We start from the raw sequence: 26,233 nt of genomic DNA, 5'->3' as shown, positions 1-26,233 counted from the left end.
GGAGCACGGGGTGACGGTCAACGCGGTCGCCCCGGGCCCGGTGGAGACCGCACTCTTCCGCGCACAGCACCCGGTGGGCGGCGCGGAGGAGGCCAGGGTGCTGCGCTCCGTACCCATGGGCCGCTTCGGCCGCCCGCAGGAGGTCGCCGCGGCCATCTCCTTCCTGCTGGGCGAGGACGCCAGCTTCATCACCGGCCAGGTGCTCGGCGTGGACGGCGGGGGGACGCTCCCCGGCCGGTGAGGACCGGGCGGCAACGCCTCGGCAGGTCCTGGTGGGCCGGGGCGGCCCGCGCCAGGAAGCCATGCCCCGAACGACCGGCTCGGTCCCCTTCCGTAACGAGGGACCGAGCCGGTTGCCGTGCGTGCCGGGCGGCATCCGGTGGGGTGGTTCAGCCGCAACTGAGGAGGCCGGCGGCGGACTTCGCGTCGAGGATACGGTGCACGCTGTCGGCGACGTCGGCGCGGAACGCGGCATCGGTCTTCATGCGGGCGCTGACCGCCTGCGCCATCGCCGGTACGGTGGACGCCTTCACGGTGAGGATCATGTTGCCGCCCGCCGACAGGAAGTTGACGGCCCGCTGGCCCGGGGTGAAGGACCGTACCGCGACGGCCTGCCCGAGGTCGTCCGAGATGACGACGCCCTTGAACCCGAGCTGGGTGCGCAGCAGTTTGCGGATGACCGTCGGCGAGAAGGCCGCGATGTGATGGGAGTCGATCTTCGAGTAGGTGGCCGAGGAGATCATCACGAACGGCGCACCGGACTTGATGCCGGACCGGAAGGGGTCGAGGTAGGAACTGGAGGCGGTCGTCACCGAGTCGACGACGTTCGCCGTGGTGTCGGTGTTGCCGATCACCCGGCCGAGACCGGGGAAGTGCTTGAGCGTCGTCATCACATGGGCCTGCTTGAACCCCGCGGAGAAGGCCCCGCTGTGCGAGGTGACGATCGCGGGGGTGTGGCCGAACTCGCGGTTGTAGCGGCCGATGGGCGCGTTGCGCGTGCCGAGGCTGGCCGGCACGACGTCCGCGACGGGAGCGAGGTCGAGGTTCACCCCGGCGGACTTCAACTGCGCCGCCCAGCCCGCGGCCCGGGTGCGCAGCGTCGACGTCGACCAGGTGCCCTGGGTGAGCGCGGCCGGGATGGTGGAGAACCCGGGGCCGCTCAGCACCTGTACCTGGCCGCCCTCCTGGTCCGTGGAGACCATCAGGCCCACCCGCCGGCCGGAGACCGTGTCCGCCTGGCCCCGGAAGCCGTCCACCACCTTGCGTGTCGCCGTGGTGCCGGCGCTGCTGCGCCCGGTCAGCATGACGGAGCCCACGTGATAGTCACGCAGCGTACGCAGATCGGTCGCGCTGGGGCGCGCGGCGGACACCCCGCCCATGAAGAGCTGGCCTATGCGCTGTGCCTGGGTCATACCGGAGTAGACGCGGTCGGCACAGGTGGTGGCGAGGGGCCCCGAGCCCGGGGTGGTGACGGCGCGGACCGGCTGGACGGTATGCGCCTGGGCGGCCGGTTCGCCGCAGGCGACCGCGGCCAGCAGCATGGTGACGAGCGGGATGCCGGTGCGCAGAGCCGCCGAACGGCCCCTTCCTGGCCGGCGGACACGTGCTGTCATGGATGGCGCTCCTGTCTCGGACGATGGGCGGGCAGGGGGATCGAGGGCCCGCTGTTCCTGCACGGCGGGGGCAGACCGCTCCACCGCGCGCCCCCGCTCCCACACGCTACGCCGCACCGTCCGGAGATGCGCGCCCTGCCTGGCAGGAAGCCGCGAACCGGCCCGTGGAGCCACACATCGGCATTGCCATGAACCCGGCTAATGCAGAACAAAGTAAGCAAATCAGACATAAGCGACCATTGCTTGATATAAAGATCACTTGAAGGCGTGGCCGGTCCCGGAGGGGGCGGAGCGGTCGCGCCGGTCGTCTGAGATGGGAGCTCCTAAGGAGAGGCATGCGGCCCTTCAGAATCGCGGCAACCCGACAGGTCCCGGTTTCCGTGCCGCCTCGGCCGGCCCGTCCGGAAGGCACCCAGGCACACTGGTACGCCCCCCTGTCCGTCTGTGTGGATCTGGCCGGCGCGGCACTGCCGGTCACGGCGGCGATCGTGGAGGTCCACGAGCCCCACCCCCTGCGTCTGGCGGCCGTCGCCGCCCTGGTGTGGCCGCTCATCAGAGTGATCGGCAAGCGGTACACCCCCTCCGCCTGGGGTGACGGCGGTGGCCTGGGAGCCGTGCTGCGGGACTGGCTGCTGCTGGTCGGCGCGCTGGCGACACTGCGTGTGCTGTGCGGCCTGGACAGCGTGCCGGCCGAAGCCTTCACGGCGCTGATCCCCGCGCTGGTCCTCACCGCGGCCTGCTACAAGGTGATCCACCGTCATCTCCTGGCCGCCCGCCGCAACGGCCGCCTGCTGCGCCATGTCGTGGTGGTCGGGGAGGGCCCGACGATCGACGCGGTGGTCGGTCAGCTGGCCCAGCGCACCGACCACGAGTACGTGGTCGTCGGCTGCTGCCCGGTCGGGGAGGACGAGGTGCTCTCCGGTGTCCCCGTGCATGCGCGGCTGTCCCGCGAGACCCCCGAGCCCCTCGAGCCCCCCGAGCAGGACGCCACCACGGTGCTCGGGGCGGCCGACGAACTCTCCGCCGACCTGGTATTCGTGGCGCCGGGCCCGCACCTGTCGGGCGAGCGGCTGCGCCGGCTGTCCTGGTCGATGCACGACCGGGGCTGCCCGATCGTCGTACTGCCCGGCATCGTCGAGGTCGCCCGCCGGCGGGTCCGGCTCACCTCGGCGTCCGGGCTCACCCTGCTGCACATCTCGCCGCCGCTGCGCCGTGGCATGCCGGCCCTGCTGAAGGCGGCCGTGGACCGCGTGGGCGCGCTGCTGCTGATCGTGCTGCTCTCGCCGCTGCTGCTCCTGCTGGCGCTGGCCGTGCGGCTCGGCTCCCCCGGTCCCGCCCTCTACCGCCAGATCCGGGCCGGGCAGTACAACACGCGGTTTCCGATGTGGAAGTTCCGCACGATGGTGGTCGACGCGGACCGCCTCAAGGACGAGCTGGAGGCGGCGAACGAGAACGACGGCCACATGTTCAAGATGCGCCGCGACCCCCGGGTCACGCCCGTGGGACGCGTCCTGCGCCGCTACTCGCTGGACGAGCTGCCCCAGCTGTTCAACGTCCTCTTCGGCCACATGTCCCTGGTCGGCCCGCGTCCGCCGGTGCCGGAGGAGGTCGTCAAGTACAACCCGGTGGAGATGCGCCGGCTGCACGTCAAGCCGGGGCTGACCGGGCTGTGGCAGGTGAGCGGACGGTCGGACCTGTCCTGGCACGAGACGGTCTCGCTCGACCTGCGTTACGTCGACAACTGGTCCCCCTCCATGGACATGAACGTGATGGTCCGCACCGTACGCGCGGTGCTGAACGGCCAGGGCGCCTACTGAAGTTCCGCCATCCGGGCAAGCCTGCCCCCAACACGCGCCGATGGCGGCGGGTCCGCCCCCCGGGGCATGAAGGATCACGCGGAGGACCACCGGGCCGAACGCCTCGGACCTCCGGGAGAAACCGGGAAGGAACCGGAAGGAACACCGTCATGGCGCAGACCGCAGCCGCCCCGCACCCGCCCGTCGTCGAGCGATCCCTGCGCGGCTTCACCGGCGCCGGGTACGACAAGGGGCGCCCCCTGCTCGTACAGGCCGCCTGGTTCGCCGTCCTCCACCTGGTCTTCGTCAAATGGTGGTGCCCGGACCGCTGGCGCCCGGCGCTGCTGCGCGCCTTCGGCGCCCGGGTCGGACAGCGGGTGCTGATCCGGCACGGGGTGCGGGTGCACTGGCCGTGGAAGCTGGAGATCGGCGACGACGTGTGGATCGGCGAGGAAGCCTGGATCCTCAACCTCGAACCCGTCACGATCGGCAGCGACTGCTGCGTCTCGCAGAGCGCGTTGCTGTGCGCGGGCAGCCATCGCGCCCGTTCCGCCACGTTCGAGTTCGACAACGGCCCCATCCGGCTGGAGCCGGGCAGCTGGGTCGCGGCCCGTGCCGTCGTCCTGCGCGGTGTCACGGTCGGCCGGGGCGGCGTGGTGGGCGCCGGCGCCGTCGCCCACCGGGACCTCGCGCCCGGCGAGGTCCTGACGACGAAGGGACGTACGGCATGAGACTGCTCCACGTGGTCACGCTCATCAGCGACGACGGTGCCTTCGGCGGTCCGCCGAGCGTCGCGGTCGCCCAGTCGGAAGAACTGGCCGCACGCGGTCACGATGTCGCGCTGATGTCGCTGTGGCGGGGCGGCGGCCGGGCACCGGAGCGCGTCGGCGCCGTCCGGCTGCGCTCCCGTCCCGCCCGTACGCTGCTGCCGGGGCGGGGTTTCATCGGCCTGCTGCACCCCCTCCTCGTACGCGATCTGTGGCGGGCGATGGGCGGCGCCGAGGTCGTGCACGTCCACGCGGGGCGCGACCTGGTCTCCCTCTCCGCACTCGCCGTAGCCGCCCTGCGCCGGGTGCCGTGTGTGGCGCAGACGCACGGCATGGTCGAGCCGCGCACCGCGCTCCCCGTCCGGCTCTTCGACCTGCTGTACCTGCCGCTGCTGCGCCGGGCGCGCGCCTGCTGTGTCCTGACCGAGCAGGAGCGCGGGCTGGTGGCGCGGGTGCTGGGGCCGGACGGTCCGCCGCTGCGCATCCTGCCCAACGGGATCGAGCCGGGGCCGCCCGAACCGGAGCCGCGGCAACCGCGCGAGCCGCATGTGCTGTTCCTGGCCCGGCTGCATCCCCGTAAGCGTCCCGAGGCCTTCGTGGAGATGGCCGCGCTGGTCCACCGGGAGATGCCCGAGGCCCGCTTCACGCTGTACGGCCCGGACGACGGATCGCTGCCCGCCGTGCGCCGGCTCATCGCGGAGGGGCCCGCGGGCGTGGTCCGCTACGGCGGTGCGCTCGACCCCTCCGAAGCGCGCGAGGCCTACCGTACGGCGGCGGTCCATGTGCTGGCGAGCGTGAACGAGCCGTTCGGCATGACGGTCATCGAGGCGCTGGCCGCGGGCACGCCCGTGGTGTGCACCGACACCTGTGGCATCGCCGACGAGTTGGCCCGCCGTGGCGCCGCCCTCGTCACCGACGGCAGTCCCGGGTCCATGGCGGCAGCGGTCCGCCGGCTGCTCGGCGACCCGGAGCTGTGCGCCCGGATGGCGCGGGCCGGCCGCCGCGTGGTCGAGGACGTGTACTCCATCGGCGCCGTGGTGGACCGCCTGGAGGAGATCTACCTGGGCACCCGTCGGAACGAGCCCGCCGGCCCAGGCGGTACGGACGGCGGGGCACGTCCGGCCGCCGGCCACCCCCGACAGGAACCGACCGCACCGACCCCAGCCGGCTGACCACCCGAGCCCGACCGCCGGACGGGCCGGGCGGGGGGGCCGGCAACCGGCGGGCACCCGGCAGACGCTCGGCCGCGCCCCCTTCCGCGTCCGCGTACGCCGGAGTCACCTGAGCCTGCGGGCCCGGACGGACGACCGGTGCGCATCGGGCGGGCATCCGGACCCACTCCCCCACCGCGCGTACGCCAAGTCGACTGAGTCTGCGGGCCCGGACGGGCATCCGGCGGTCAACCCGCCCCCCGTACGCCAAGTCCACTGAACCTGCGGACCCGGACCGGAAACTGGCGACCGACGGGAGACCACCCGGCGTACGCCGTAGCGCCTGATCCTCCGAACGCCGCTCCCGCACCCGGCCCCACAGGAGCCTGCCGCCCGACGCTCGACCGCTTCCCCCTCCCGCGCCCGGCGTGCGTCAGGGGCACCTGAGCCTCCAGGCCGGCCGCACCATCGGCGGCCAGGACCGAACCGCGTGGCAGCTGTGCCGCGCGGGCCGAACCGGTTCCGCGCGCCTCGGGGCCGTACCGGTCCACGGGGCCATGACGGCGCGCGCTTGCGTACGCCCCACGCCTCCCCTCAGCGCCAGTTCCCGCCCGTCCACGACCCCCCTCCGCGCCAGTCCCCCACCGGCCCACGACGCCGTGACCGCGTGCGCGCGCGGGCGCCCCCCGGCGCCGGCCCACGAGCGCGCCGGCGGCGGGAGGCGTTCGTTCAGGGGCGGCGGCGGGTTCCGCCGGCGCTCACGCTGTGGAGGATGTCCTCGAAACGGGAGGCGCAGCCCTCCAGGGCGAACTCCCGCTCGGCCAGGGCGCGGCTCTCCTTGCCGAGCCGCTCGGCGCGGGCCGGGTCGGACAGGACCTCCCGGACCCAGGTGGCCGCACCCTCCAGGGCCGACTCCTCCGGGGGGAAGACCGCCGACCCCGCCTGCCGGAGCAGCCGCGCGGCGAGGTTGTCGGCGGGCATCAGGCCGAGCACGGGCCGCCCGGCGCACAGATAGGACAGCGTCTTGGACGGGACCGAGAACTGCCCCGCCTCCGGGCCCAGCAGGACGACGAGGACGTCGCCCGTGCCCAGCACCTCGGGCAGCCGCTCGTAGGGCTGGAAGGGCAGCAGGGTCAGGTCGACGCCCCGGGCCGCGGCGGCGTCCCTGAGGACGGGTACGGCGGGGCCGTCGTTGACGACGACGAGACGTACCGGACTCCCCTGCTCGCGCAGTCGCTCGGCCAGCCGCACCAGCAGCGCGGGGTTGTGTTTCAGCCCGAGCGTGCCGGAGTACAGCACGGTCCGCACGTCGTGCAGACCGTGCTCCGCCGACCAGCCGTTGGTCCGTGCCACCGGGACGATCTCGTCCAGCGGCGCCCAGTTGGGGATGACGGTGACCTTGCCGGCGGTGCCCCACCGCTCGTGGACCCGTACGAACGAGTCGGCGATCACCACGATGGCCGCGGCCTGCCGCGCCGACCACTTCTCGCCCGCCCCGAACACCTTGGCCGCCAGGCCCATCGACTTGGCGACATCGGCGGCGGCGAAGCTCTTCAGCGCGACCGCGGTCACGTCCTGGTGCCACAGCACCCAGGGGATGCGCAGCCTCTTCAGGACGGCCGCGGTCACGGCCAGGACCGGGATCGGCAGGTTGGACAGCAGCGCCACGTCGGGTTGCTCGCGGCGGACCTGCCGGGCCAGTTCGAGACCCAGCCGGGTCTCCTGGCCGAGCCGCCGGAAGTAGGCCTCCTTGCGCAGCCTGACGCCGTCCCCGATGGTGGCGAAGCGCAGGCCGGCGGCGGGTGCGGCGAGGTCGCCCTTGCCGGAGACGTAGGCCGTGCACGTCGAGTGGACGACCTGGTGACCGCGGCGCGCCAGCTCCCGGCTCAGCTGGGCCTGGAACGGGTGGCCGCTGTAGTCGTGGACGAGGATCCTCATCGTCCCGTGTCCTCGCGGCGGCTCGGGCGTCACTGGTGGGATCGCTTGACCTGGTCGTAGACCCACGCGTAGGTCTGTTCCAGTCCGTCGGCCAGGGAGACCGACGGCTCCCAGTCGTAGATCTCGCGGATCAGGGTGTTGTCGGAGTTGCGCCCGCGCACGCCCTGGGGGGCGTCCAGCCGGTGGCTGCGCTCGCAGCGGATGCCGGCGATCCGCTCGACGATGTCGACGAGCTGGTTGATGGTCACCAGCTCCGAGGAGCCCAGGTTGACCGGTTCGCCGCTGTCCCCCTTCATGATCATCTGGGTGCCGTGGAGGCAGTCGTCGATGTACATGAAGGAGCGGGTCTGGAGGCCGTCGCCCCAGATCTCGATCCGGTGGTCGCCGGAGAGCACCGCCTCGGCCACCTTCCGGCACACCGCGGCGGGGGCCTTCTCCCGGCCGCCGGCCCATGTGCCGTGCGGGCCGTAGACGTTGTGGTAGCGGGCGACGCGGGTGGTGAACCCGTAGTCCTCCGTGTAGTGGCGGCACATGCGCTCGGAGAAGAGCTTCTCCCAGCCGTAACCGTCCTCGGGCTGCGCCGGGTAGGCGTCCTCCTCGCGCAGCGCGGTGACGTTCGGGTCGGTCTGCTTGGCGGCGGCGTAGACGCAGGCGGAGGAGGAGTAGAAGTAGCGCTCCACCCCGGCCTCGTGGGCGGCCTGGAGCATGTGGGTGCTGGTCAGCACCGACATCATGCAGGCGGCCTTGTTGTTCTCGATGAAGCCCATGCCGCCCATGTCGGCGGCCAGCATGTACACGTGCCGTGCGTCCCGGACGCCCGCGCGCGCGTTCTCCAGGAGCGACAGGTCGGCGATCACGTTCTCCGCGGCGTCGTGGACCTGGTACCACTCGTGCCGGGGCTTGATGTCGATGGAGCGGACGGTCAGCCCCTGGGCCAGGAGGGAGCCCACGAGATGGCCTCCGATGAATCCCCCGCCACCGGCAACGACGACGTCGACCTGCTTGCCCATGGGCAACTCCTTTGTCCGTACCTCGGATGACCTGGTGCGATAAAGCAATGCACATTTGTCACGATTTACGGCAAATGGCACGCCGACCGGCCGCCCCGCGTCACCCGATGACGGTGCTGTGCGGGCGACCGCGCGCGGCCCCCAGGATTCGCGCGCGCCTGTACGGCTTCATGAGGTACGGGCGCTATAACCCTGTTGATGAGCTTTCAGGTGAAATTCCCGGCAGGCGAAGACCTCCCGTGGCGGGGAGCTCCCGTCCGCAGCGTGGCCGCGGTCTCCCTGTGGGCCGTGGCGCTGCTGGTCCTGCTGCCGGGGCTGATCCTCCAGTCGGACGGCGCGCGCCTGTCGGTCCCGCTCGCCGCGCAGGGTGTGGTGCTGGCGCACACCGGTGTGGCCCTCATCCGTGTGCTCACCGCGACGACGGTCCGGCTCACCGCCCTCGGTTTCTGGGTCTTCGCCTACGTCTGGCTCGGCCTCGCGCCCCTGGCGCAGCTCGCCACGGACACCTACCCATGGGCCTACCGGACCGGTCAGGGGACCGCCCTCACGGCCGTGGCCGTCGTCGAACTCGGGCTCCTCGCCCACAGTGCGGGAGCCGCCGTCGCCGCCCGCCGGGAGCGCGCCCGTACGGCGGCCGGGACCGTCGTCCGCTCGCCGGGGCCGGTGGAACGGCTGTTGTCCCGCCGCCTCGCGCCCTGGCGCCTGCTGTCGCTGTGCGGGCTCGCCCTCGCCCTGGCGGCGGTGCTCATCCCCAGTCAACCCGGCGGCCTGAGCGCCTACTTCACGAGCCGTCAGGCGCTGCGCGAGGCGGGCTCCGCCGACGGTTCGGACAACGCGTTCCTGTCGGCGCTGCGCAGCTGGTCCCTGTCCGTGCCCGCGTTCTGGGCGCTGCTGGGACTGCTGCACGTACCGCGCGTGCCCGGCGGCGACCGTCTGCTGCGCGGCATCCGCCGGCTCCTGCTGCCGCTGCTGCTCGCCCTGAACGTCGTCGTCAACAACCCCGTCAGCAAACCGCGGTTCTGGTTCGGCACGGTCCTGCTGACCCTGCTGTTCGCCGTGCCCCGGCTGTCCCGGCCCCGCGCCTTCCGCGTCATCGCGGCCACGCTCATGGCGACCGTGCTGCTGCTCTTCCCGTACAGCGACTACTTCCGCTACAGCGACCGGGAGCAGTTCACCGTCGTGTCGCTGTCCGCGCAGTTCACCGCCAACGGCGACTACGACGCCTTCCAGCAGGTGCAGACCGGCATCGACATGGCCCGGGACCAGGGATTCTCACCGCAGGACGTGCTGGGTCCCGTGCTGTTCGCGGTCCCGCGCTCGGTGTGGCCGGACAAGCCGGGGGACACCGGCATCATCCTGGCCCGGTACGCCGGCTACGACTTCCTCAACCTCTCCGCCCCGCTGTGGATCGAGAGTTACCTGTGGGCCGGCCCGCCCGCCGTGGCCGCCGTGTTCTTCCTGCTCGGCGCGGCCGGACGGCGCATGGACGACGTGCGCCACCGGCTCCGCGACCGGGCGGGCACCCTCGCGACGTTCCTGGTCCCGGCGTTCGCCTTCTACCAGATCGTCTTCCTGCGCGGCAGCCTGCTGGGGATCGTCGGCCCGCTGACGCTGCTGGTGACCGTTCCGCTGCTGGTCACCACCCCCGGCGCCCGCGCCGCCCGGCTTGTCCCGTCGGCGCCGCCGACCGCACCCATCCGCCCCGCACAGCTCCCCGGAACAGGAGGGCACCCGTGACCGGCCCCATCCACCTCTACGACCGGTACGACGAGCCGGACCAGCTACGCGACCAACTCCGCCGGCTCCTGTGCCACCGCGTCGTCATCGCCCTCGGGATCGTCCTGGGACTGCTCGGCGGCGCCGCCCTGGCCCTCTCCCGGGCCCACACCTACACCTCCACCAGCGACGTCCTCGTACGCTCCACCGCCGACCCCTTCGGCACGGTCAGCGTGGCCGCCGACAACCAGGTCAGCATGGGCACCGAGCAGCAGATCGCCGCCAGCACCGCGGTCGCCGTCCGCGCGGCACGCCTCATGGGCCAGGCCGATGGCAAGGCAGCCGCGCTGGAGGACGCCCTGCGGATCACCAATCAGGCCAAGTCCCAGGTGCTGCGCTTCGAGTTCACCGCTCGCACCCCGAAGCGCGCGGCGCGCGGCGCCAACGCCTTCGCCGAGGCCTATCTGGCCGACCGCAAGGCGCGCAACCAGGCCGCCGTCCAGCGGGCCACCCGCGGCGTGGAGCAGCAGATCAAGACGGTGGAGGCGGCGCAGAAGAAGGTGACGGAGGACGACGACGCCACCAAGGCCCTGCGAAGCCAGCTGGACACCCTGCGCAAGCGCGTCGTCGACATCAACTCCCGCGACACCGACGGGGGCGACGTCGTCCGCCGCGGCGAGGCGCCCACCCGGCCCTCGGCGCCCGGCTGGCCGACCCTGCTCGCACTCGGGCTGGCGAGCGGACTGGCCCTCGGCATCCTGCTGGCCTGGCTGCGCTCCGCCCTCGACACCCGGGTCCGGTCGGCCGACGAGGCCCGGGCCGCGCTGCGCACCCCGGTGCTCGGCCTGCTGCCCCCCGGGCACGGCGAGGACGACGACCTGCCGGCGGTCGGCCGCCAGGGCGGTGACCGGGCCGAGACCCTGCGCGCCCTCGCCTACCGGCTGCGCGGGACCGCCCTGCCCGCCGGCACCGGCCGGCTGCTCGTCGTCTCCCCCCGGCGCGGTGCCGCCACCGAGGAGGTCGCCGTGAACCTGGCCGCGGCCCTCGCGGAGTGCGGCGACGAGGTGCTGCTGGTGGACGCCGACCCCGGCACGGCCGCCCTCACGGCCCGGCTGCCGCTGCTGCCGGACGACACCCGCACGCCCGGGGACGCCTCCTTGCTGCCCGACGGGAGCCGCCTCGTCGACGCCGGGACCGCCGGGCGGTTCGCCTGCTGCGCCGGCGGCGGCACCGGTTCGCCCGCCCGGACGGGCGGGTCCGCCGCCGTCCACCGGCTGCCGGCCGGGTCCGACTCCCGCACCACGGTCGTCGTCACCCGGCCGCTCCTGGAGCACGCCGACGCCCTGGCCCTCGCCCAGCGTGTCGACGGCGTCCTGCTGGTCGCCGGCCTCGGCAGCACCCGGCGGGACGACCTCAGGCGGGCGCACGAGCTGATCGACTGCTCCGGCGGGACCCTCCTCGGCATCGTGCTCGACGCCGGCCGGCGCGGACGACTCCGTGCCGTCCTGGGCCGCCGCCCCGCGCGCCGTCCGGAGGCGGAGACCGTCCCGCCGGTCGTGGAACTCCCGGCGCAGGACGACACGCTCTCGGTCTCCCGCGGATGACCGCCCCGGAAGCGACCGCCGCCACCCCCGCCGCCGCCAACAGCGTCGCCGCCGCCGCGCGGGGCGGGTGGTGGGGGGTGGCGGGTTCCGCGACGAACGCCGTCTTCGCCTTCGTCTTCGTCGGCCTGATCACCCGCGCCCTCGGAGCCCAGGGCGCGGGCGCGGTCTTCACGGGCGTGGCCCTGTTCACCATCCTCGGCAACACCTGCAAGCTCGGCGCCGACAGCGGGCTCGTCCGGCTGGTCTCGCGGGACATCGCGGTGGGCGGTGGCCGCTCGGTGGGCGGTCTGCTGCGCGCGGCCGTCGTACCCGCGGCCGTGGCCAGTACGGCCGCCGCCCTGCCCCTGCTGCTGTGCCCGGGGGTGGCCACCACGCTCCTGCCGCACCTGCCGCCGGCCGACGCGGTCGCCCTGGTCCGGCTCTTCGGGCTGTTCCTGCCCGTCGCCACCGTCGGACTGGTCCTGCTCGGCGCCACTCAGGGTCATGGCACCGTGGTGCCGTTCGTCGGCGTGGAGCAGGTCGGCAAGCCGGTGCTGCGCGTGCTGATCGCCGTACCGGTGGCCGCTTGGGTGCCGGGTCTGCTCCCCCTGGCCGCGGCCTGGTTGCTGCCCGTGCTGGCCGGCACCCTGGCCGCCTGGCCGGCCCTGCGCCGCTGCCGCGCCGTCCGCGGCACCGCGCGGCCGGCCGTGCGCGGGGCCGTTCCCTGGCGCGCCTTCTGGACCTTCGCGGCACCCCGCGCGATCTCGTCCGTCTTCGACATCAGCGCGGTCTGGGTCGGCGTCCTCCTGCTGTCCGCGCTGGCCACCGGCGCCGAGGCGGGCGTCTACACCGCCATCGGCCGCGTCGTCACCGCGGGCACCCTGCTGCAACTGGCCGTCCGGCTCGCCGTGGCACCCCAGATCAGCAGACTGCTCGCCGTCGACCAGGTCGCCGAGGCGCGCCACCTGCACCGGGTCTCGACCTGCTGGATCGTGCTCTTCTCCTGGCCGCTGTTCGTCCTCGTCGCCGCCTTCCCCCGGACCGTGCTGTCGGTCTTCGGCCCGGAGTTCGTCCGCGGAGCGCCCGCCCTGGTCGTGCTGTGCCTGGCCTCGATGGTCAACGTCGCGGTCGGCAACGCCCAGACCGTGCTGCTGATGTCCGGCAGGAGCTCCTGGCACCTGGCCGTCACCGCGGCTGCGTTCACGGTGCAGTTGACGGTCGGCCTGCTCGCCGTACCGCGGTGGGGAGTCGTCGGGGCCGCCGTGTCCTGGGGCGCGGCCATCGTGGTGGAGAACCTCTCGGCCGCCCTGCTCATCCGGCTGCGCCTCGGCTTCACGACCGTGGACCGGGGCTACACCACCGCCCTCGGTACCGGACTCGCCGTCTCGGTGGTGCTGGCCGCCGTGCGCTTGCTGGGAGGTGACACCGTGTCAGGACTCGCCGCCGGGATGACTTTGGGATTGTGTGCGTTCGGTACTACTTTGTGGTGGTATCGCAGGCCGCTGGGAGTGAGTGAGCTGGTCGGAGTTCTGCGCCGTCGCGCCGCATGAGCCCAGGCAAGGGTGTGCGGTCGGAGTGCGGCGGACCCCGTGTCATTCCCCGCGTGTCGCCCACACCACTGCCATCCGGGGTGTCCTTTGCGTCTGAGAAACCTCCCGTCGAGGGCGGCCACCAGTGCTGTCGCCGCCACGCTCCTGTGCTCCGCCGCCCTGCTCCATCCCGCTCCCGCCACGGCCGCCGGTGAACCCAGGGCGTCGTTCACCGCCGATCCGCTGACGACATGGCAGACGAACGGCATCGTCTGGTCGCTGGCCGCCGCGCACGGTGTCGTGTATGTCGGGGGGACCTTCGACGCGGTGCGGCCTCCCGGCGCCGAGCCGGGCGACCGGGAGGTCCCGCGCCGCAACTTCGCCGCGTTCGACGCGGTCACCGGCGCCCTGCTGCCGTGCGCGCCGTCGTTCACCGGCGGCGCGGGAACCGTCCGCGCGCTCAAGGCCTCACCGGACGGCCGGGTGCTGTACGTGGGCGGCTCCTTCAGCCATGTCGGGTCGACCGGCGTGGCCAGCGCCGTCGCCCTGAACACGGCCGACTGCTCCCTGCGCGGGGATTTCCGGCCGGCGGTCTCCGCGACCGTCCGGGCGATCGACGTCACGGACCGGACGGTCTATCTCGGCGGTGACTTCGGGCAGGTCGACGGCCGGACGCGGAAGCGCATCGCCGCCTTCACCCCCGAGGGCGACCTGCGGCCGTTCCGGGCCGACGTCGACGCTCCGGTGCGCGCGCTGTCGGTGGTGCCCTCGCACGAGAAGATCTACGCCGGCGGTGACTTCGAGCGGGTCAACGGCCGGCGGGCCCACTCGCTGGTCGCCCTGAACTCCACCAGCGGGGCGACCGAGCGCACCTTCCCCGACTGGCTGCCGCCCCGGTCGTCGGTGAAGTCGATCGCGCAGGACGGCACCCGGTTCTACGTGGGCGCCGAGGGCCACGGCGAGGGCATCTTCGACGGCCGTATCGCGGGCCGCCTCGACAACGACCGCATGGTGTGGAAGGACACCTGCCGCGGCGCCACCCAGGTCGTCCTGCCCTACCAGGGCGTCCTCTACAGCGCCTCGCACGCGCACGACTGCCGTGAGACGCCGGGCGGGTTCCCCGAGCGGCACGACCGGCAGCACCTGCTGGCCCAGTCGCCCCAGGACAGCAGGATCCTGCACTGGTTCCCCGACACGAACGAGGGGACCGGGGAGCAGGTGGGGCCCCGGGCACTGACGGTCGCCCGTGGCATCCTCTGGGTGGGCGGCGAGTTCACCAAGGTCAACGGCGAGCCCCAGCAGGCCCTCACCCGCTTCGGGACCGGCCCCGACACCGTGGCTCCGGCGGTCCCCGCCCTCTCGCTCGCCGCCAAGCGCGCCGGACGGGTCACCCTGCGCTGGAAGGCCTCGTGGGACCGGGACGACGCGTCGCTCACCTACCGGCTCTACCGGGACGGCCGGCTGGTCTCCCGGCAGACGCGGTCGTCCACCTACTGGGACCGCCCGTTGATGAGCTACACCGACTCCGTGGGCGCCGGCACCCGTCACCAGTACCGGATCGAGGTGACGGACGGGACGAACACCTCGCCGAAGTCGCCGCCGTTGCAGGTGACCGTGCCCGAGGCGAAGGCGGGTGACACGGCCAAGTGACCCGCATCGGATTCGCACCCGGCGTCTACGACCTCTTCCACATCGGGCACCTCAACGTCCTGCGCGAGGCGCGCCGGCACTGTGACCGCCTCGTCGCCGGAGTCACCTCGGACGACCTGGTCGTCCGCCTCAAGGGCAGACCGCCGGTCGTCCCGCTCGCCGAGCGCCTGGAGATCGTCAGCAGCCTGCGCTGCGTCGACGTCGCCGTCGTCGAGTCGGAGGAGGACAAACTGGAGATGTGGAAGCAGGTCGGCTTCCACGTCATCTTCAAGGGCGACGACTGGCGGGGAACGCCCAAGTGGAACCGGCTGGAGCGGCGTTTCGCGGAGGTCGGCGTCAACGTCGTCTACTTCCCCTACACCCTGCACACCTCCAGCACCCTCCTGCGCGGCGCCCTGGAGCTGCTCGCCCGGCCCACGTCGCCGGAGATCCCCTCAGCGCAGCTCGCGGAACCACTTGACCAGGAAGGCCGCCATGAACAGGAGGTGGGCCAGCAGCAGGGTGCAGTAGACGGAAAGGAAGACGTGCTGGCTGCCCAAAAATAGGAAGCTGAGGCAGGTGACGCCGTAGTCGACCGGCAGGAGCAGCAAGGACCGCAGCGCCGGCGCGGGCTCCGCCGGCGCCGGGGCCGCCGTCCGCCGCTTGAGCTGCTCGGTCAGGATGCCGGCGAAGAAGATCACCACGGCCGCCAGCTCGAACAGCATCGGAGCCAGCAGGAAGGCCGGGTCGGGCAGGGTGAAGAACCGGTAGAACGACACCAGGACGACCAGGTGCACCGTCACCAGCTTGACGCAGTCCAGCACATGGTCCAGCCACTCTCCGGACGGGCTTCCGGAGCGCTGCGTGCGGGCGAGCTGTCCGTCCGCCGCGTCGAGGGCGAACCCCACGGCCAGGGCCGCGCAGACGCAGACCGACAGCCCCGGACCGGGTCGCACCAGGGCCACGGCGGCCAGGGCGGGAAAGGTGAACAGGGCGCCGAGCACCGTCAGCTGATTGGGGGTCGCGCCGACCCGGTAGGCCAGCGCCGCCAGGACGCGGCCGGCCGGGCGGTTGACGAACAGGGTGTAGACCGACACCCCCCTCGCGGGCTTCTGCGCCGCCGACATGTACCTGAGCACCTCGATGAACCCGGTCATTTAGCTCCTTATTGCCTGGAAAGAAGGGGATTATGACAGAAGGGGATGGATCGACGCCCCATGTCAGCCGTCGGCGGCTTCTGCGTGGCGGCGCCTCGGTACTGGCGGCGACGACCCTGTCCACCGGCGGCGCGTCCGCCGTCCCGCGCCCCTCCACCGACACGGACACCGTGGTCCACGTGGGTGATCTGGGCGCGGTGGGCGACGGGCAGACCGACGACACCGAAGCCTTCGAGATCGCCTACACGTTCGCCGCCGCGCGTGTCTCCGAGGGGGTCGGCCGCGTGGTGATCGAGATCCCCGCCGGCCAGTTCCTGATCACCCGTCCGCACGCGCTGCTGAACGGAGTCGCTCCGCCGCGGCTCGCGAGCGGCCTGCGGTTCTCCGGTGCGGGCAGGCGCATGACCAGTCTCGTCTTCCGCCCCGGCACCGGCCCCGGCTCCTTCCTCTGCCGCAACCAGAACGTGTGGTCGAACCTCTCCTTCGAACGCATGCAGTTCCGCTCGGCCACACCGGGCGCCTCCTTCTTCGACTCGTACTCGACCGGGCAGGCGCAGGACTACCGGTTCTCCGAGTGCGAGTGGATGGGGGAATGGGAGTTCGGGCTCGTCCTGAGCGGCACGGACACCAACTCGGAGATGCGGTGGGAGGCGTGCCGGGTCGGTGGCCGCTACCGCCGGGCGTTCCTGTACTCGGGGCTGACCCGGGACGGGCAGCAGGAGCCGAACGACCAGGACCAGTTCCTCAACTACTGGTTCACCGACATGAAGGTCGAATACGAGTGGGGCAACTTCCTGGAGTTCCCCTACGGCGGCTCCATCGCCTGCCGGGGCGGCTCGTACATCATCACGGACAGGCGTCCGCAGAGCACCCCGGAATACGGCACCACCAGCACGTTCTTCCGCTTCCCCGTGGCCCGGCACCACGACTCGGTGCAGCGGTTCCACGCCCAGGACATCCGTTTCGAGGTGCGCAACCCCGACGTGGTCGTCATCGACTGCGTGTGGAACGGCGGCACGGTCCACTTCAGCGACTGCGACGACACCGGCCTGGCCTACAAGGACTTCTCCGCCGAAGTCCGCCCGCACCGCTACGACGTGGGCCCGCGCGGACCGCTGATCCGCTACGACTCCTGCCAGTTGGTGGGCCGCCACGAGTACCGGCCGGCCTCCGCACCGGACCCCCTCCCGGTCCTCGCCCGCTACGACATGTGTCTGCTCCGCAGCCATACGGCACATGACTTCGCGGTCACCGGCGGCACCGGGCAGGTGCCCTTCGTGCAGTTCGTCAACTGCGTCGACGCCGGCAACACGCACGACTCGCCCGCGTCCACCCCGTCCACCCCGCCCACCCCGCCCGCCCCGCCCCCGTGCCTCGCGCCGAGCCCGAGCCCCGCGGCGGCACCCGAGCCGAGTCCCGCCACGACCCCCTCGCCGCAGCCGGCGACGACCCCCGAGCCCAGCCCCGCGACGACTCCCGGCACCCCGGACACCCCGGCGCCGCGCGACACCGGTCAGGCGGACTGCTCCTCCGCGCGGCAGAAGTCCCCCTGACCCGGTGTACTCCGTCCGCGCCCGTCCGCGCAGCGGCGCATCACCCGTGGGAGGGACTTCCCGGCGCCGATGACCGGCGGCGGAACACGTCGGCGCGCAAGCTCACTGGTATCCGCAGTCCCGACGCCGGGACACGGCCGGTCAGCACGACGGGCCGATCCCGGTGGCCATCGCTTCAGGGGGCGCCTGGAACTCCGGGAAGGAGTCGTTGCCACGCTCCGGCCCACGCCCTTCCCACCGGGTTCGCCACGGTGCGGCGCGGCAGTGAGCACCCCCCTCGTATCGCAGTCGGCCGCGTCGTTCCGTCCCGGAATCCACGCGGTCGCGCCACGACAGGAAAGGCATCAGGATGTCACGCTTGGCGCATTCGGCGCTGCACCGGGTCCGTCCGGGCATGGCCGCGCTCACCGCTGTCGCCGCCGTCACGACACTCGGTGTGTCCGTGCCGCCCGCGACGGCCGCGCACGCCCCGTCCGGCCCCCGTGCGGGTGGCACACCGTCAGGGATCAGCAAGCTCTCGGGCGAGCTGACCACGCCCTGGGGGATCTCGTTCCTCCGGGACCGCAAGGCGGCGCTGGTGACGGAACGCGACACCGCCGTGGTCTGGAAGGTCGCCCTGGACGGCGCCAAGAAGAAGGTCGGCACGGTGCCGAACGCGGTGTGGAGCCAGCAGACGCAGGACAAGGGCGGTCTGCTGGGTGTCGCCACGTCACCGACCTGGAACGGGACCACCGACAAGGACGTGTTCTTCATGGAGACCACGGCCAAGGACAACCGTGTGGTCAGGATGAAGTTCGACGGCACCAGGCTGAGCGACTACACCCCCGTCCTGACCGGTATCGTCCGGGACACCCAGCACAACGGCGGACAGATCGCCTTCGGGCCCGACGGATACCTGTACGTCGCCACCGGCGACGCCCAGAAGAGCCGGCTGGCGCAGGACAAGAAGTCACTCAACGGGAAGATCCTGCGCATCACCAAGAACGGCGCCGCGGCGCCCGGGAACCCGTTCGGAACGCGCGTCTACAGCTACGGTCACCGCAATCCCCAGGGGCTGGCCTGGGACCGCGCCGGACGGTTGTGGTCCACCGAGATCGGCCTGGAAACCTGGGACGAACTCAACCTCGTCAAGCCGGGCCGGAACTACGGCTGGCCCACCTGCGAGGGCTCCTGCCGCGCCGCGGGGATGACCAACCCGAAGATGGTCTGGGACCCGAACAAGGGAGGCGTGCCCGCCCAGATCGCGATCGTCAACAACGTGATCTACGCCTCCACGCTGAGCGGCCGCCGGCTGTGGCGGGTGCCGATCGACTCCACCGGCCAGGACGTCGGACGAGCGACGGCCTACTACAACGGCGCCTACGGCCGGTTGCGGGCACTGGTCAAGGTCCCCGGCGCGGACCAGCTGTGGCTGGGCACCAGCGACCGCGGCAGGGACAAGGACCTGCTCCTCAAGGTGACCATCAAGTAACCACGATCGACCGAAGGCTCCCTCCCGACCGGGGAGGGCAACACCCCCTCGCAGAAAGGAAGGTACGCACCATGACCGAAGCCGTCGAGCAGGTCGAGCAGCCCGCCCGTACGACCGAGGAGATCGACCGGACCGCCTGGCAGACCCCCGGATACGTGGTCGTGGACACCGCGCTGGAGGTCACCGCCTACTCCCTCAGCGTCCGCTAACCGCCGGCATGCTGCTGCAGGTGCTCGGTACCGCGGCCGGCGGCGGCATCCCCCAGTGGAACTGCGCGTGCCCCGGGTGTTCCGGGGCACGCGCCCACCCCGGGCGGCGCCGCCGACACGCCTCGCTGGCCGTCCGTACCGACGAGGGCCGCTGGTACCTCGTCAACGCCACCCCCGACATCGGCGACCAGATCGAGGCCCACCCGGTCCTCCACCCCGGGCCGGGGCCCCGGCAGACACCGATCGCCGGAGTCGTGCTCACCGACGCCGAACTCGACCACACGCTGGGGATCGGGCGGCTGCGCGAGGCGGACGGCGTGGAGATCCTCGCCACCGCCCCGGTCCGCGAGGCGGTCGACGGCCGCCTGCGCCTCGGCGCGGTCCTCTCCCCGTACACCACCCTGACCTGGCGGGAGCTGCGGTGCCGGGGGGCACAGCCGCTGCACGCCGACCCGGGCGTCCCGGCCGGATCCGGCGTGCGGATCAGCGCCGTACCCGTCTCCGGCAAGCGCCCGCGCTACGCCGCCGACGCCCCCGACGACGACTCCTGGGTCGTCGCGCTGCGCCTGTACGACCCGGCCACCGGCGGGACCGCCCTGTACGCCCCGGCCGTGGCCGCCTGGTCCGACGCGCTGCACCGAGCCGCCGCCGAGGCCGACTGCGTCATCGTCGACGGCACCTTCTGGGACGACGAGGAGCCCCGCCGCACCGGCATCTCCCCCCGCACCGCCACGGGCATGGGGCACCTGCCCATCGACGGACCGGGCGGCACCGCCGGCATCCTCGCCGCGCTGTCCGCCCGCTGCCTCTACACCCACCTCAACAACACGAACCCCCTCGTCGACCCCGCCGCGCCGCAGCACAAGCGGCTCGCCCGGCTGGGCATCGAGGTGGCCGAAGACGGAATGGTGATCGAGCTGTGACCACGACACTCACCCCGCCGGTGAAGCCCTGGAGCCGCGCCGAGTTCGAGGACCGCCTGCGTGCGGTGGGCCAGGACCGCTACCACGACCGCCATCCCTTCAACGTCCGCATGCACCAGGGCGACCTCGGCCCGGACGAGGTGCGCTGCTGGATCACCAACCGCTTCCACTACCAGCGCCACATCCCGGTCAAGGACGCGCTGATCACCGCGAAGCTGGACTCGTCGCGGCTGCGGCGCATGTGGCTGCGGCGGATCGAGGACCACGACGGACGCGGCGAGGGCGAGGGCGGCATCGAGCGCTGGCTGCGGCTCGGCGAGGCGGCCGGCGTGGACCGCGAGACCCTGTTGTCGGGCGGGACCGTGCTGCCGGGCGTCCGGCTGGCCGTGGAGGGCTACGTCAACTTCTGCCGCCTGCGCTCCACCCTGGAGGCCGTCGCCGCCTCGCTCACCGAGCTGACCGCGCCCGACCTGATGCGCCTGCGCATCGAGGCGTTCGAGCGCCACTACCCGTGGATCGCGCCGGACGGGCTCGCCTACTTCCGCGCCCGCGTCGACCAGGGCCGGCGCGACAGCGCCGAGGCGCTGGACCTCGTACTGGAGTGGGCCCGCACCCGCGAGGAGCAGGAGAAGGCCGTGGCCGCGCTCTCCTTCAAGTGCGATGTGCTGTGGTCCCTGCTCGACGCCGTACAGCAGTACGCGGCGATGCCCAGGCAGGACGAGCGGGCGCACGGCCGGGACAGCGCGTTGGAGCGGGTGTGATGACGCGGACCGCGGAACAGTGGTGCCCGGCGCTCGCCCCCGCGCTGATGCTGCGGCACGACGCCGTGCGCGGCACGGACCTGCTGGTCCTGCCGGAACGCGTGGTCGTGCTCGAAGGACACGGCGGGATGGTCGTCGGCCTGTGCGACGGCACGCGCACCGTGCCCGGGATCGTCGGCGAGCTGGCCGAGCGCTTCCCCGGGGCGCCGGTGGCCGCCACCGTCCCCGCATTCCTCGACAGCCTGCGGCAGGAGGGCTGGCTGACGTGACCACCCCCGTGAACCCCGCGCCGCCCTGGGCCCTGCTCGCCGAGCTCACCCACGCCTGCCCGCTGCACTGCCCGTACTGCTCGAACCCGCTGGAACTGGCCCGCCGCTCGGCCGAGCTGAGCACCGACGAGTGGACGGACGTACTGCGTCAGGCCGGCGAACTGGGCGTCGTGCACACGCACCTGTCCGGCGGCGAGCCGCTGCTGCGCCCGGACCTGGAGCGGATCGTCGCCGCCGCCGAGGCCGCCGGGATCTACACCCAGCTGGTCACGAGCGGGACCGGCCTGGACGAGGCCCGGCTGGCCGCCCTCACCGGGGCCGGGCTGCGCAGTGTCCAGCTGTCCGTCCAGCACGCCGACCCGGGGGCCAACGACCGCATCGCCGGACGTCCCGCCTCCTTCGCCGCGAAGGAACGGGCCGCGGCGCTCGTCCGCCGGGCCGGAATCCCGCTCGGCCTGAACGTCGTGCTGCACCGCGACAACCTCGACGCCGTCGACGCCGTCATCGAACTCGGCCTGGCCTGGGGCGCCGACCGCATCGAGCTGGCCAACGCGCAGTTCTACGGCTGGGGCCTGCTCAACCGGACCGCGCTGCTGCCCACCCGCGACCAGCTGGCCCGCGCCCGGGAGACCGTGGAGCGCCGCCGGGAGGAACTCGCCGGGCGGATCGACCTGGTGTGGGTCGTCCCCGACTACTTCGACGGCGTGGCCAAGCCCTGCATGGGCGGCTGGGGAGCGGTCTCGCTCACCGTCGCGCCGGACGGGACCGTGCTGCCCTGCCCGGCGGCCGCCTCCCTGCCGGACCTGAACCCGCCCAACGTCCGCGACCACCGGCTCGCCTGGATCTGGCAGCGGTCCCCGGCCTTCAACCGCTTCCGCGGCACCGACTGGATGACGGGCCCCTGCCGGGGCTGTCCCCGCCAGGAGGAGGACTTCGGCGGCTGCCGCTGCCAGGCGTTCGCCCTCACCGGCGACGCCGCCCGCACCGATCCGGCGTGCGCGCTCTCCCCCGACCACCACCTCGTCCGCGAGCCGGCCGACGGCGACCGGCCCGAGGCACCGCCGTACGTCTACCGCCGGCCCGGAGCGGTACCGGCACCGGCACCGGCACCGGCACCCACCGTCCTCACCACCGACGGCCTGAAGGGCAGGAACTGACCGGCTGGACCATGTGTTCCCACCGTCTTTCGCGCCCTGCCGAGCAGCAGCTGGTGTCGGGCAGCGAGTGACTCACGAGGAGCGAAGACATGGTCGGTCGTCCGAGCACGCGTTGACGTTCTGAGGCCGTGAGCGGCCTGTCATCGCGTGCTGCCCTTCCCGCGCGGCACAGCACACTTCCATCCGGGGGATCCCTGTGCCCGATTCCGACCGGTCTGTTCCGTCCAGCGTGTGGCGGGACCATGACTTCCGCCGGCTCTGGGCGGGCCAGACGGCCTCCCAACTGGGCGAACACGCGAGTCTGGTGGTGCTGCCGCTCTTCGCCGTCCTGACGCTGCGCGCCGGTGCCGGCCAGTTGGGCGCCCTGCGCGCGGTGGGGCAGGCGCCGATCCTGCTGCTGTCGCTCTTCGCCGGCGCGTGGGTGGACAGGTGGCGGACCCGTACGGTGATGGTGCTGGCGGACGCCGGCCGGGCCCTGGCACTGGGCGCCGCCGCCGTGGCCGGCCTCCTCGGCGGGCTCGGCCTGCCGGCGCTGCTCGTGGTGGCCTTCGCCGTCGGGGCGCTGTCCGTGTTCTTCGACGTCGCCTACCAGGCGTCCCTGGTACGACTGGTGGAGCGCGATCAGTTGGTGCCCGGCAACAGCGCACTTGAGGGCAGTCGGTCCGCCGCGCAGACCGGCGGTCCCGCACTCGGCGGTGCGTTGGTGTCCGTGCTGTCGGCGCCGATCGCCGCCGCCTCCGGCGCGCTGTTCTTCGCGCTGTCGTTCCTGTCGATCCGACGGATCGGTCGCCGCGAATCCCTCCCGGACCGCCCGGAACGCCCTGCTCGGGTCTGGCGGCGCATCCATGAGGGCCTCCGCTTCGTCGACGGTGACACGTTGCTGCGGACCGTGTGCCTGGCATCAGCCGCGTTCCAGTTCTTCTTCGCGGCTGCGATGACCCTCTACCTGCTGTTCCTCCCGAGGGACCTGCACCTGTCCGGCACCGCCGTCGGACTGGCACTCGCGGCGACGGGGCCGGGCGCGCTCCTGGGCTCGCTGCTGGCCGCCCGCCTGCCGGGCCGCTTCGGGCACGGCGCTGTGCTCGTGTCCGCGGCGGCACTCGGCGACGGCGTGTTCCTGTGCGTACCCGCACTGCACGGCACCCCGGCGGTGACGGTTCCCGCGCTCCTCGCGGTCGGCTTCGTCTTCGGGGCCGCCGGCCAGTTGGTGAACGTCACGGTCATGGCCGTCCGGCAGACCGTCGCCCCGGACGGGATGCAAGGCCGCGTGGCCGCGACGATCAACTTCGTCGGCATGGGGGTGACTCCGCTCGGCTCGCTGCTCGGCGGATTCCTCGCGGAAGTGTGGGGGACGCGCACCAGCCTCCTGGTGACGGCGGCAGGCATGCTGCTGTCACCGGCGCTGATGGCCCTGTCCCCCCTCGCCCGCCTGGGGCGAACGCTCCCGGGCCCGCGGGAGGCTGTGGTGACGTCCGCGTGACGCGTCGGCCGCGAGGTCACCGAGCAGCTTCCGCGCCGCGGTGACACGGTCGCCGCCGTGGCCCGTCGCACCGGGCGCCAACGGTGTGCTCGACCGGCAGGTACACCCGTGACCACCACACCCCGGAGGGTGCCGGCCGCGGCGTGTTCGTCGGCCGGCACCTCAACGGGCGGTCCTTCGCCCTCACTTCCCCAGGAAGGCGAGCAGCGCGGTGTTGACCTCCTCGGCGTGCGTCCACAGCAGGCCGTGCGGGGCGCCCTCGATCTCCACGTAGTCGGCGGACGGCAGCGCCTTGTGGAAGTGCCGCGCGGTGCCCTCGACGGGCAGGATCCGGTCGCCGGTACCGTGCAGGATCAGGGCCGGCACGTCGATGGCCGGGATGTCGGCGCGGAAGTCGGTGTACCAGGTGGACGGCGCGGCGGCGGCGGCGAAGAACCCGCCGCCCGCCGCGACGTTCCAGCTGTTGCGCACGGCTTCCTCGCTGATCCGGGTGCCGAGGTTCTCGTCCAGGTTGTAGAAGTCCTTGTAGAAGTCCGTGTAGTAGGCGTAGCGGTCCGCCTTGACGGCCGCGACGACGCCGTCGAAGAACTCCTTCGGGGCGACCCCGTCGGGGTTGTCGTCGCTCTTGAGCAGGCAGGGCTCCAGCGAGGCCAGGAAGGCGACCTTGGAGACCCGGGCGGAGCCGTAGGCGGACACGTACCGGGCGACCTCTCCGGTGCCCATGGAGAAGCCGACCAGAACGGCGTCCCGCAGGTCGAGCGTCTCCATCACGGTGTTCAGGTCGGCCGCGAAGGTGTCGTAGTCGTACCCGGTCGTGGGCTGGCTGGACTGCCCGAAGCCCCGGCGGTCGTACGTGATCACGCGGTAGCCGGCCTCCAGCAGTACGGCGCTCTGCCGCTCCCAGGAGTGGCCGTCGAGCGGGAAGCCGTGGATGAGGACGACGGGCTGCCCGGTGCCGTGGTCCTCGTAATACAGGTCGATGCTGGTGGAGTTCTCCTGGCCCACGGTGATGTACGGCACGCTCTCGTATCCTTCGCTGGAAGTGACTGGCGCGCTCATGCTAGGGCGGTGGGTGCCACCGCCTGTTGTCGGCGAGCGCACTGGTTTTTGCCTGTCGGTGCCAGGACGGTCCGCGGTCGCCGTGGCCGGACGGAACCGCACCAGCCGTACAACCCTGTGTGCGGGTTGTGAGTCTTCTGAGTGATCACCCTGTGATCGGAGCAACGAGGAGACCATCATCAACGCCATACGCAAGACCCTGACCGCCACCGCCGTCGTCGGTGCCGTCCTCGCGGGCTCCGCCGCCTGCGGAACGGTGGAGCAGCTGTCCGCCGGCAAGAAGCTCGACCGGGCCTTCGAGGAGCTGGGCAAGAAGAACAGGCTCTCCTTCGAGCTCGACGTGGACACCGACGCCGCGACCCTGAAGGCGCTGGACGCCAAGTCCGACCCCGCGCCCGGTGAGGAGATCCCGGACGAGGCCGCCGACCTGATCAGCGGCGCGAAGATCACGGTGACCGTGGAGTCGAAGAAGCCGCTCGCCGAGTCCGGCGAGAAGGACCTCGTCGGCACGGCCGTGAAGGTCAGCACCCCCGACGGCGACCTCGCCGAGTACCGGGTGATCGGCGACTACGTCTACGCCCGCGTCGACATGGACGCCATGGGCAGGATGTCGGGCAGCCCGGTGCCGTCCGCCGACGACCTGCCGCCGGAGGCCGGGGCGTTCAAGGCCGTCCTTGAGGGCAAGTGGGTGAAGTTCAGCACCAAGGAGATGGACAAGGCCGGCGGTGGGGACCACGAGGCCGGGGGCGGTCCCGCGCCCGTGCCGTCCCTCGACGCCAAGACGCAGCAGAAGCTGATGAAGGCGCTGCGCGAGGTCGTCGCCCGCGAGGTGCGCTTCAAGACGGCCGGCGGCGGCGACGGCACCGAGCACGTCACCGCGACGGCGCCCTTCCGCACGCTGGTCACCGAGCTGTTCGGCGAGCTGAGGCCGCTGACGAAGGACCTGCCGCCGGGCATGGAGCTGCCGACGGACAAGGACCTGAAGGACGCGCCCAACGCCAAGGTGACGGCGGACTTCACCCTCAAGAACGGCGAGCTGTCCCAGGTGGACGTGGACCTCGCCAAGCTGGCCGAGACCGCCAAGGTCAAGAAGCTGGGCCTGACGCTGCGGATGAGCGAGGGCACCAGGCCCACCGCTCCGGCCGGCGCCACGAAGCTCGACCTGGCCGACCTCGTGAACGGCTTCCTCGGCGGGCCGCCGGTGGACGGCTCCGACATCGACACGAGCGGCCTCGACCAGGACTTCCCGGAGGACGAGTTCTGAGGGAGGGCTCCCCAGCCCGGGCCCCATGTGGTGAGGCGGACGGACCTTGTCGGCACGGAGGCGACGAGGAGGGGCCCAGGCCTGTGTGTCCGCCGCCCTTTCACCGGCCCCCGGCCCTCGACCAGAGCGTGTCTCTTTGAGCGGTTGGCCAGTTGATGGGATGCGTCTGTCCGGTTAGGGATCACTGATGCGGTGTGG

The 26,233-nt window shown here is 72.5% G+C and carries 22 protein-coding genes and 1 pseudogene; 18 read left to right on the top strand and 5 right to left on the bottom strand.

Features of this window, described 5'->3' with window-relative positions; translation table 11 throughout:
* Nucleotides 1-241, top strand: a 241-nt coding sequence (locus IE294_RS39505; RefSeq protein ID WP_189894212.1) for an SDR family oxidoreductase, incomplete at its 5' end; no start/stop codon positions are given.
* 148 nt (nt 242-389) lie between these two features.
* On the opposite strand, the gene IE294_RS39500 is transcribed toward IE294_RS39505, so the two are convergent.
* On the bottom strand, nt 390-1,613 hold the full coding sequence (locus IE294_RS39500; protein ID WP_189894211.1) for a glycoside hydrolase family 3 N-terminal domain-containing protein: 1,224 nt from the start codon (nt 1,611-1,613) through the stop codon (nt 390-392).
* A gap of 446 nt (nt 1,614-2,059) precedes the next feature.
* On the opposite strand from IE294_RS39500, the gene IE294_RS39495 reads away from it, so the two are divergent.
* The 3 genes from IE294_RS39495 to IE294_RS39485 all read left to right on the top strand — a co-directional run bounded on the left by IE294_RS39495 (nt 2,060) and on the right by IE294_RS39485 (nt 5,348).
* Nucleotides 2,060-3,430, top strand: a complete 1,371-nt coding sequence (locus tag IE294_RS39495; protein ID WP_189894218.1) for a sugar transferase — start codon at nt 2,060-2,062, stop codon at nt 3,428-3,430.
* A 149-nt stretch (nt 3,431-3,579) separates the two neighbouring features.
* Entirely contained in the window at nt 3,580-4,140 is a 561-nt protein-coding gene (locus IE294_RS39490) for an LbetaH domain-containing protein (RefSeq protein ID WP_189894210.1), read from the top strand.
* The gene (locus tag IE294_RS39485) at nt 4,137-5,348 is read left to right on the top strand and encodes a glycosyltransferase family 4 protein (protein ID WP_189894209.1); all 1,212 of its coding nucleotides are present in this window, start codon (nt 4,137-4,139) and stop codon (nt 5,346-5,348) included. The genes IE294_RS39490 and IE294_RS39485 overlap by 4 nt, the downstream gene beginning before the upstream one ends.
* Before the next feature lie 708 nt (nt 5,349-6,056).
* On the opposite strand, the gene IE294_RS39480 is transcribed toward IE294_RS39485, so the two are convergent.
* Both IE294_RS39480 and IE294_RS39475 read right to left on the bottom strand, forming a co-directional pair.
* Nucleotides 6,057-7,265 (bottom strand): glycosyltransferase family 4 protein, encoded by a 1,209-nt coding sequence (locus IE294_RS39480; RefSeq protein ID WP_189894208.1) that lies wholly within the window; start codon nt 7,263-7,265, stop codon nt 6,057-6,059.
* 29 nt (nt 7,266-7,294) lie between these two features.
* On the bottom strand, nt 7,295-8,275 hold the full coding sequence (locus tag IE294_RS39475) for an NAD-dependent epimerase/dehydratase family protein (protein ID WP_189894207.1): 981 nt from the start codon (nt 8,273-8,275) through the stop codon (nt 7,295-7,297).
* Nucleotides 8,276-8,539: 264 nt separating this feature from the next.
* On the opposite strand from IE294_RS39475, the gene IE294_RS39470 reads away from it, so the two are divergent.
* The 5 genes and pseudogenes from IE294_RS39470 to IE294_RS39450 form a co-directional block, all read left to right on the top strand.
* Nucleotides 8,540-10,012, top strand: a complete 1,473-nt coding sequence (locus IE294_RS39470) for a hypothetical protein (protein ID WP_189894206.1) — start codon at nt 8,540-8,542, stop codon at nt 10,010-10,012.
* Nucleotides 10,009-11,595, top strand: a complete 1,587-nt coding sequence (locus IE294_RS39465; protein ID WP_189894205.1) for a hypothetical protein — start codon at nt 10,009-10,011, stop codon at nt 11,593-11,595. Before IE294_RS39470 ends, IE294_RS39465 begins: the two co-directional genes overlap by 4 nt.
* Nucleotides 11,592-13,124, top strand: a complete 1,533-nt coding sequence (locus IE294_RS39460) for an oligosaccharide flippase family protein (protein WP_189894204.1) — start codon at nt 11,592-11,594, stop codon at nt 13,122-13,124. Before IE294_RS39465 ends, IE294_RS39460 begins: the two co-directional genes overlap by 4 nt.
* A gap of 87 nt (nt 13,125-13,211) precedes the next feature.
* Complete coding sequence (locus tag IE294_RS39455) at nt 13,212-14,753, top strand: fibronectin type III domain-containing protein (protein WP_189894203.1); 1,542 nt, start codon at nt 13,212-13,214, stop codon at nt 14,751-14,753.
* A pseudogene (locus tag IE294_RS39450) lies at nt 14,750-15,187 on the top strand (FAD synthase family protein); the annotation flags it as partial. The gene IE294_RS39455 and the pseudogene IE294_RS39450, both read left to right, overlap by 4 nt.
* On the opposite strand, the gene IE294_RS39445 reads toward IE294_RS39450, so the two are convergent.
* Entirely contained in the window at nt 15,188-15,889 is a 702-nt protein-coding gene (locus tag IE294_RS39445; RefSeq protein WP_189894201.1) for a CDP-alcohol phosphatidyltransferase family protein, read from the bottom strand. It lies immediately after the preceding pseudogene.
* 32 nt (nt 15,890-15,921) lie between these two features.
* On the opposite strand from IE294_RS39445, the gene IE294_RS49175 reads away from it, so the two are divergent.
* The 8 genes from IE294_RS49175 to IE294_RS39405 all read left to right on the top strand — a co-directional run bounded on the left by IE294_RS49175 (nt 15,922) and on the right by IE294_RS39405 (nt 23,712).
* Nucleotides 15,922-17,442 (top strand): glycosyl hydrolase family 28-related protein, encoded by a 1,521-nt coding sequence (locus IE294_RS49175; RefSeq protein ID WP_189894200.1) that lies wholly within the window; start codon nt 15,922-15,924, stop codon nt 17,440-17,442.
* A gap of 394 nt (nt 17,443-17,836) precedes the next feature.
* Complete coding sequence (locus IE294_RS39435; RefSeq protein ID WP_189894217.1) at nt 17,837-18,913, top strand: PQQ-dependent sugar dehydrogenase; 1,077 nt, start codon at nt 17,837-17,839, stop codon at nt 18,911-18,913.
* Nucleotides 18,914-18,984: 71 nt separating this feature from the next.
* Complete coding sequence (gene pqqA / locus IE294_RS39430; protein WP_014669248.1) at nt 18,985-19,122, top strand: pyrroloquinoline quinone precursor peptide PqqA; 138 nt, start codon at nt 18,985-18,987, stop codon at nt 19,120-19,122.
* Between the two features lie 8 nt (nt 19,123-19,130).
* Nucleotides 19,131-20,045 carry a pyrroloquinoline quinone biosynthesis protein PqqB gene (gene pqqB, locus IE294_RS39425; RefSeq protein ID WP_189894199.1) on the top strand — a complete coding sequence of 305 codons (915 nt, stop codon included), beginning with the start codon at nt 19,131-19,133 and terminating at the stop codon, nt 20,043-20,045.
* A complete protein-coding gene (gene pqqC, locus IE294_RS39420; protein ID WP_189894198.1) occupies nt 20,042-20,806 on the top strand; it encodes a pyrroloquinoline-quinone synthase PqqC in 765 nt (254 codons plus the stop codon). Before pqqB ends, pqqC begins: the two co-directional genes overlap by 4 nt.
* Complete coding sequence (gene pqqD, locus IE294_RS39415) at nt 20,806-21,075, top strand: pyrroloquinoline quinone biosynthesis peptide chaperone PqqD (RefSeq protein ID WP_229917791.1); 270 nt, start codon at nt 20,806-20,808, stop codon at nt 21,073-21,075. Before pqqC ends, pqqD begins: the two co-directional genes overlap by 1 nt.
* Entirely contained in the window at nt 21,072-22,232 is a 1,161-nt protein-coding gene (gene pqqE, locus IE294_RS39410) for a pyrroloquinoline quinone biosynthesis protein PqqE (protein ID WP_189894196.1), read from the top strand. The genes pqqD and pqqE overlap by 4 nt, the downstream gene beginning before the upstream one ends.
* Nucleotides 22,233-22,461: 229 nt before the next feature.
* The gene (locus IE294_RS39405; RefSeq protein ID WP_189894216.1) at nt 22,462-23,712 is read left to right on the top strand and encodes an MFS transporter; all 1,251 of its coding nucleotides are present in this window, start codon (nt 22,462-22,464) and stop codon (nt 23,710-23,712) included.
* Nucleotides 23,713-23,895: 183 nt separating this feature from the next.
* On the opposite strand, the gene IE294_RS39400 is transcribed toward IE294_RS39405, so the two are convergent.
* Nucleotides 23,896-24,732: an alpha/beta fold hydrolase gene (locus IE294_RS39400; protein WP_189894195.1), complete on the bottom strand. Its 837-nt coding sequence runs from the start codon at nt 24,730-24,732 to the stop codon at nt 23,896-23,898.
* Between the two features lie 295 nt (nt 24,733-25,027).
* Here IE294_RS39400 and IE294_RS39395 point away from each other — a divergent pair, with 295 nt between their 5' ends.
* Entirely contained in the window at nt 25,028-26,035 is a 1,008-nt protein-coding gene (locus IE294_RS39395) for a hypothetical protein (RefSeq protein WP_189894194.1), read from the top strand.
* The last annotated feature ends 198 nt before the right edge of the window (nt 26,036-26,233 follow it).

It is taken from the genome of Streptomyces canarius (genome assembly GCF_014650735.1).
Lineage (GTDB): Bacteria > Actinomycetota > Actinomycetes > Streptomycetales > Streptomycetaceae > Streptomyces > Streptomyces olivaceoviridis.
Note: the sequence above shows the minus strand (reverse complement) of the source record. Positions and strands in the feature narration are given on the sequence as shown.

Coding starts and splice junctions, on each gene's coding strand:
- IE294_RS39460 (WP_189894204.1), top strand. CDS start 11,592: ATGACCGCCCCGGAAGCGACCGCCGCCACCCCCGCCGCCGCCAACAGC.
- pqqB (WP_189894199.1), top strand. CDS start 19,131: ATGCTGCTGCAGGTGCTCGGTACCGCGGCCGGCGGCGGCATCCCCCAG.
- IE294_RS49175 (WP_189894200.1), top strand. CDS start 15,922: ATGACAGAAGGGGATGGATCGACGCCCCATGTCAGCCGTCGGCGGCTT.
- pqqD (WP_229917791.1), top strand. CDS start 20,806: ATGACGCGGACCGCGGAACAGTGGTGCCCGGCGCTCGCCCCCGCGCTG.
- IE294_RS39480 (WP_189894208.1), bottom strand. CDS start 7,265: ATGAGGATCCTCGTCCACGACTACAGCGGCCACCCGTTCCAGGCCCAG.
- IE294_RS39500 (WP_189894211.1), bottom strand. CDS start 1,613: ATGACAGCACGTGTCCGCCGGCCAGGAAGGGGCCGTTCGGCGGCTCTG.
- IE294_RS39485 (WP_189894209.1), top strand. CDS start 4,137: ATGAGACTGCTCCACGTGGTCACGCTCATCAGCGACGACGGTGCCTTC.
- pqqA (WP_014669248.1), top strand. CDS start 18,985: ATGACCGAAGCCGTCGAGCAGGTCGAGCAGCCCGCCCGTACGACCGAG.
- IE294_RS39490 (WP_189894210.1), top strand. CDS start 3,580: ATGGCGCAGACCGCAGCCGCCCCGCACCCGCCCGTCGTCGAGCGATCC.
- IE294_RS39435 (WP_189894217.1), top strand. CDS start 17,837: ATGGCCGCGCTCACCGCTGTCGCCGCCGTCACGACACTCGGTGTGTCC.
- IE294_RS39475 (WP_189894207.1), bottom strand. CDS start 8,275: ATGGGCAAGCAGGTCGACGTCGTCGTTGCCGGTGGCGGGGGATTCATC.
- IE294_RS39445 (WP_189894201.1), bottom strand. CDS start 15,889: ATGACCGGGTTCATCGAGGTGCTCAGGTACATGTCGGCGGCGCAGAAG.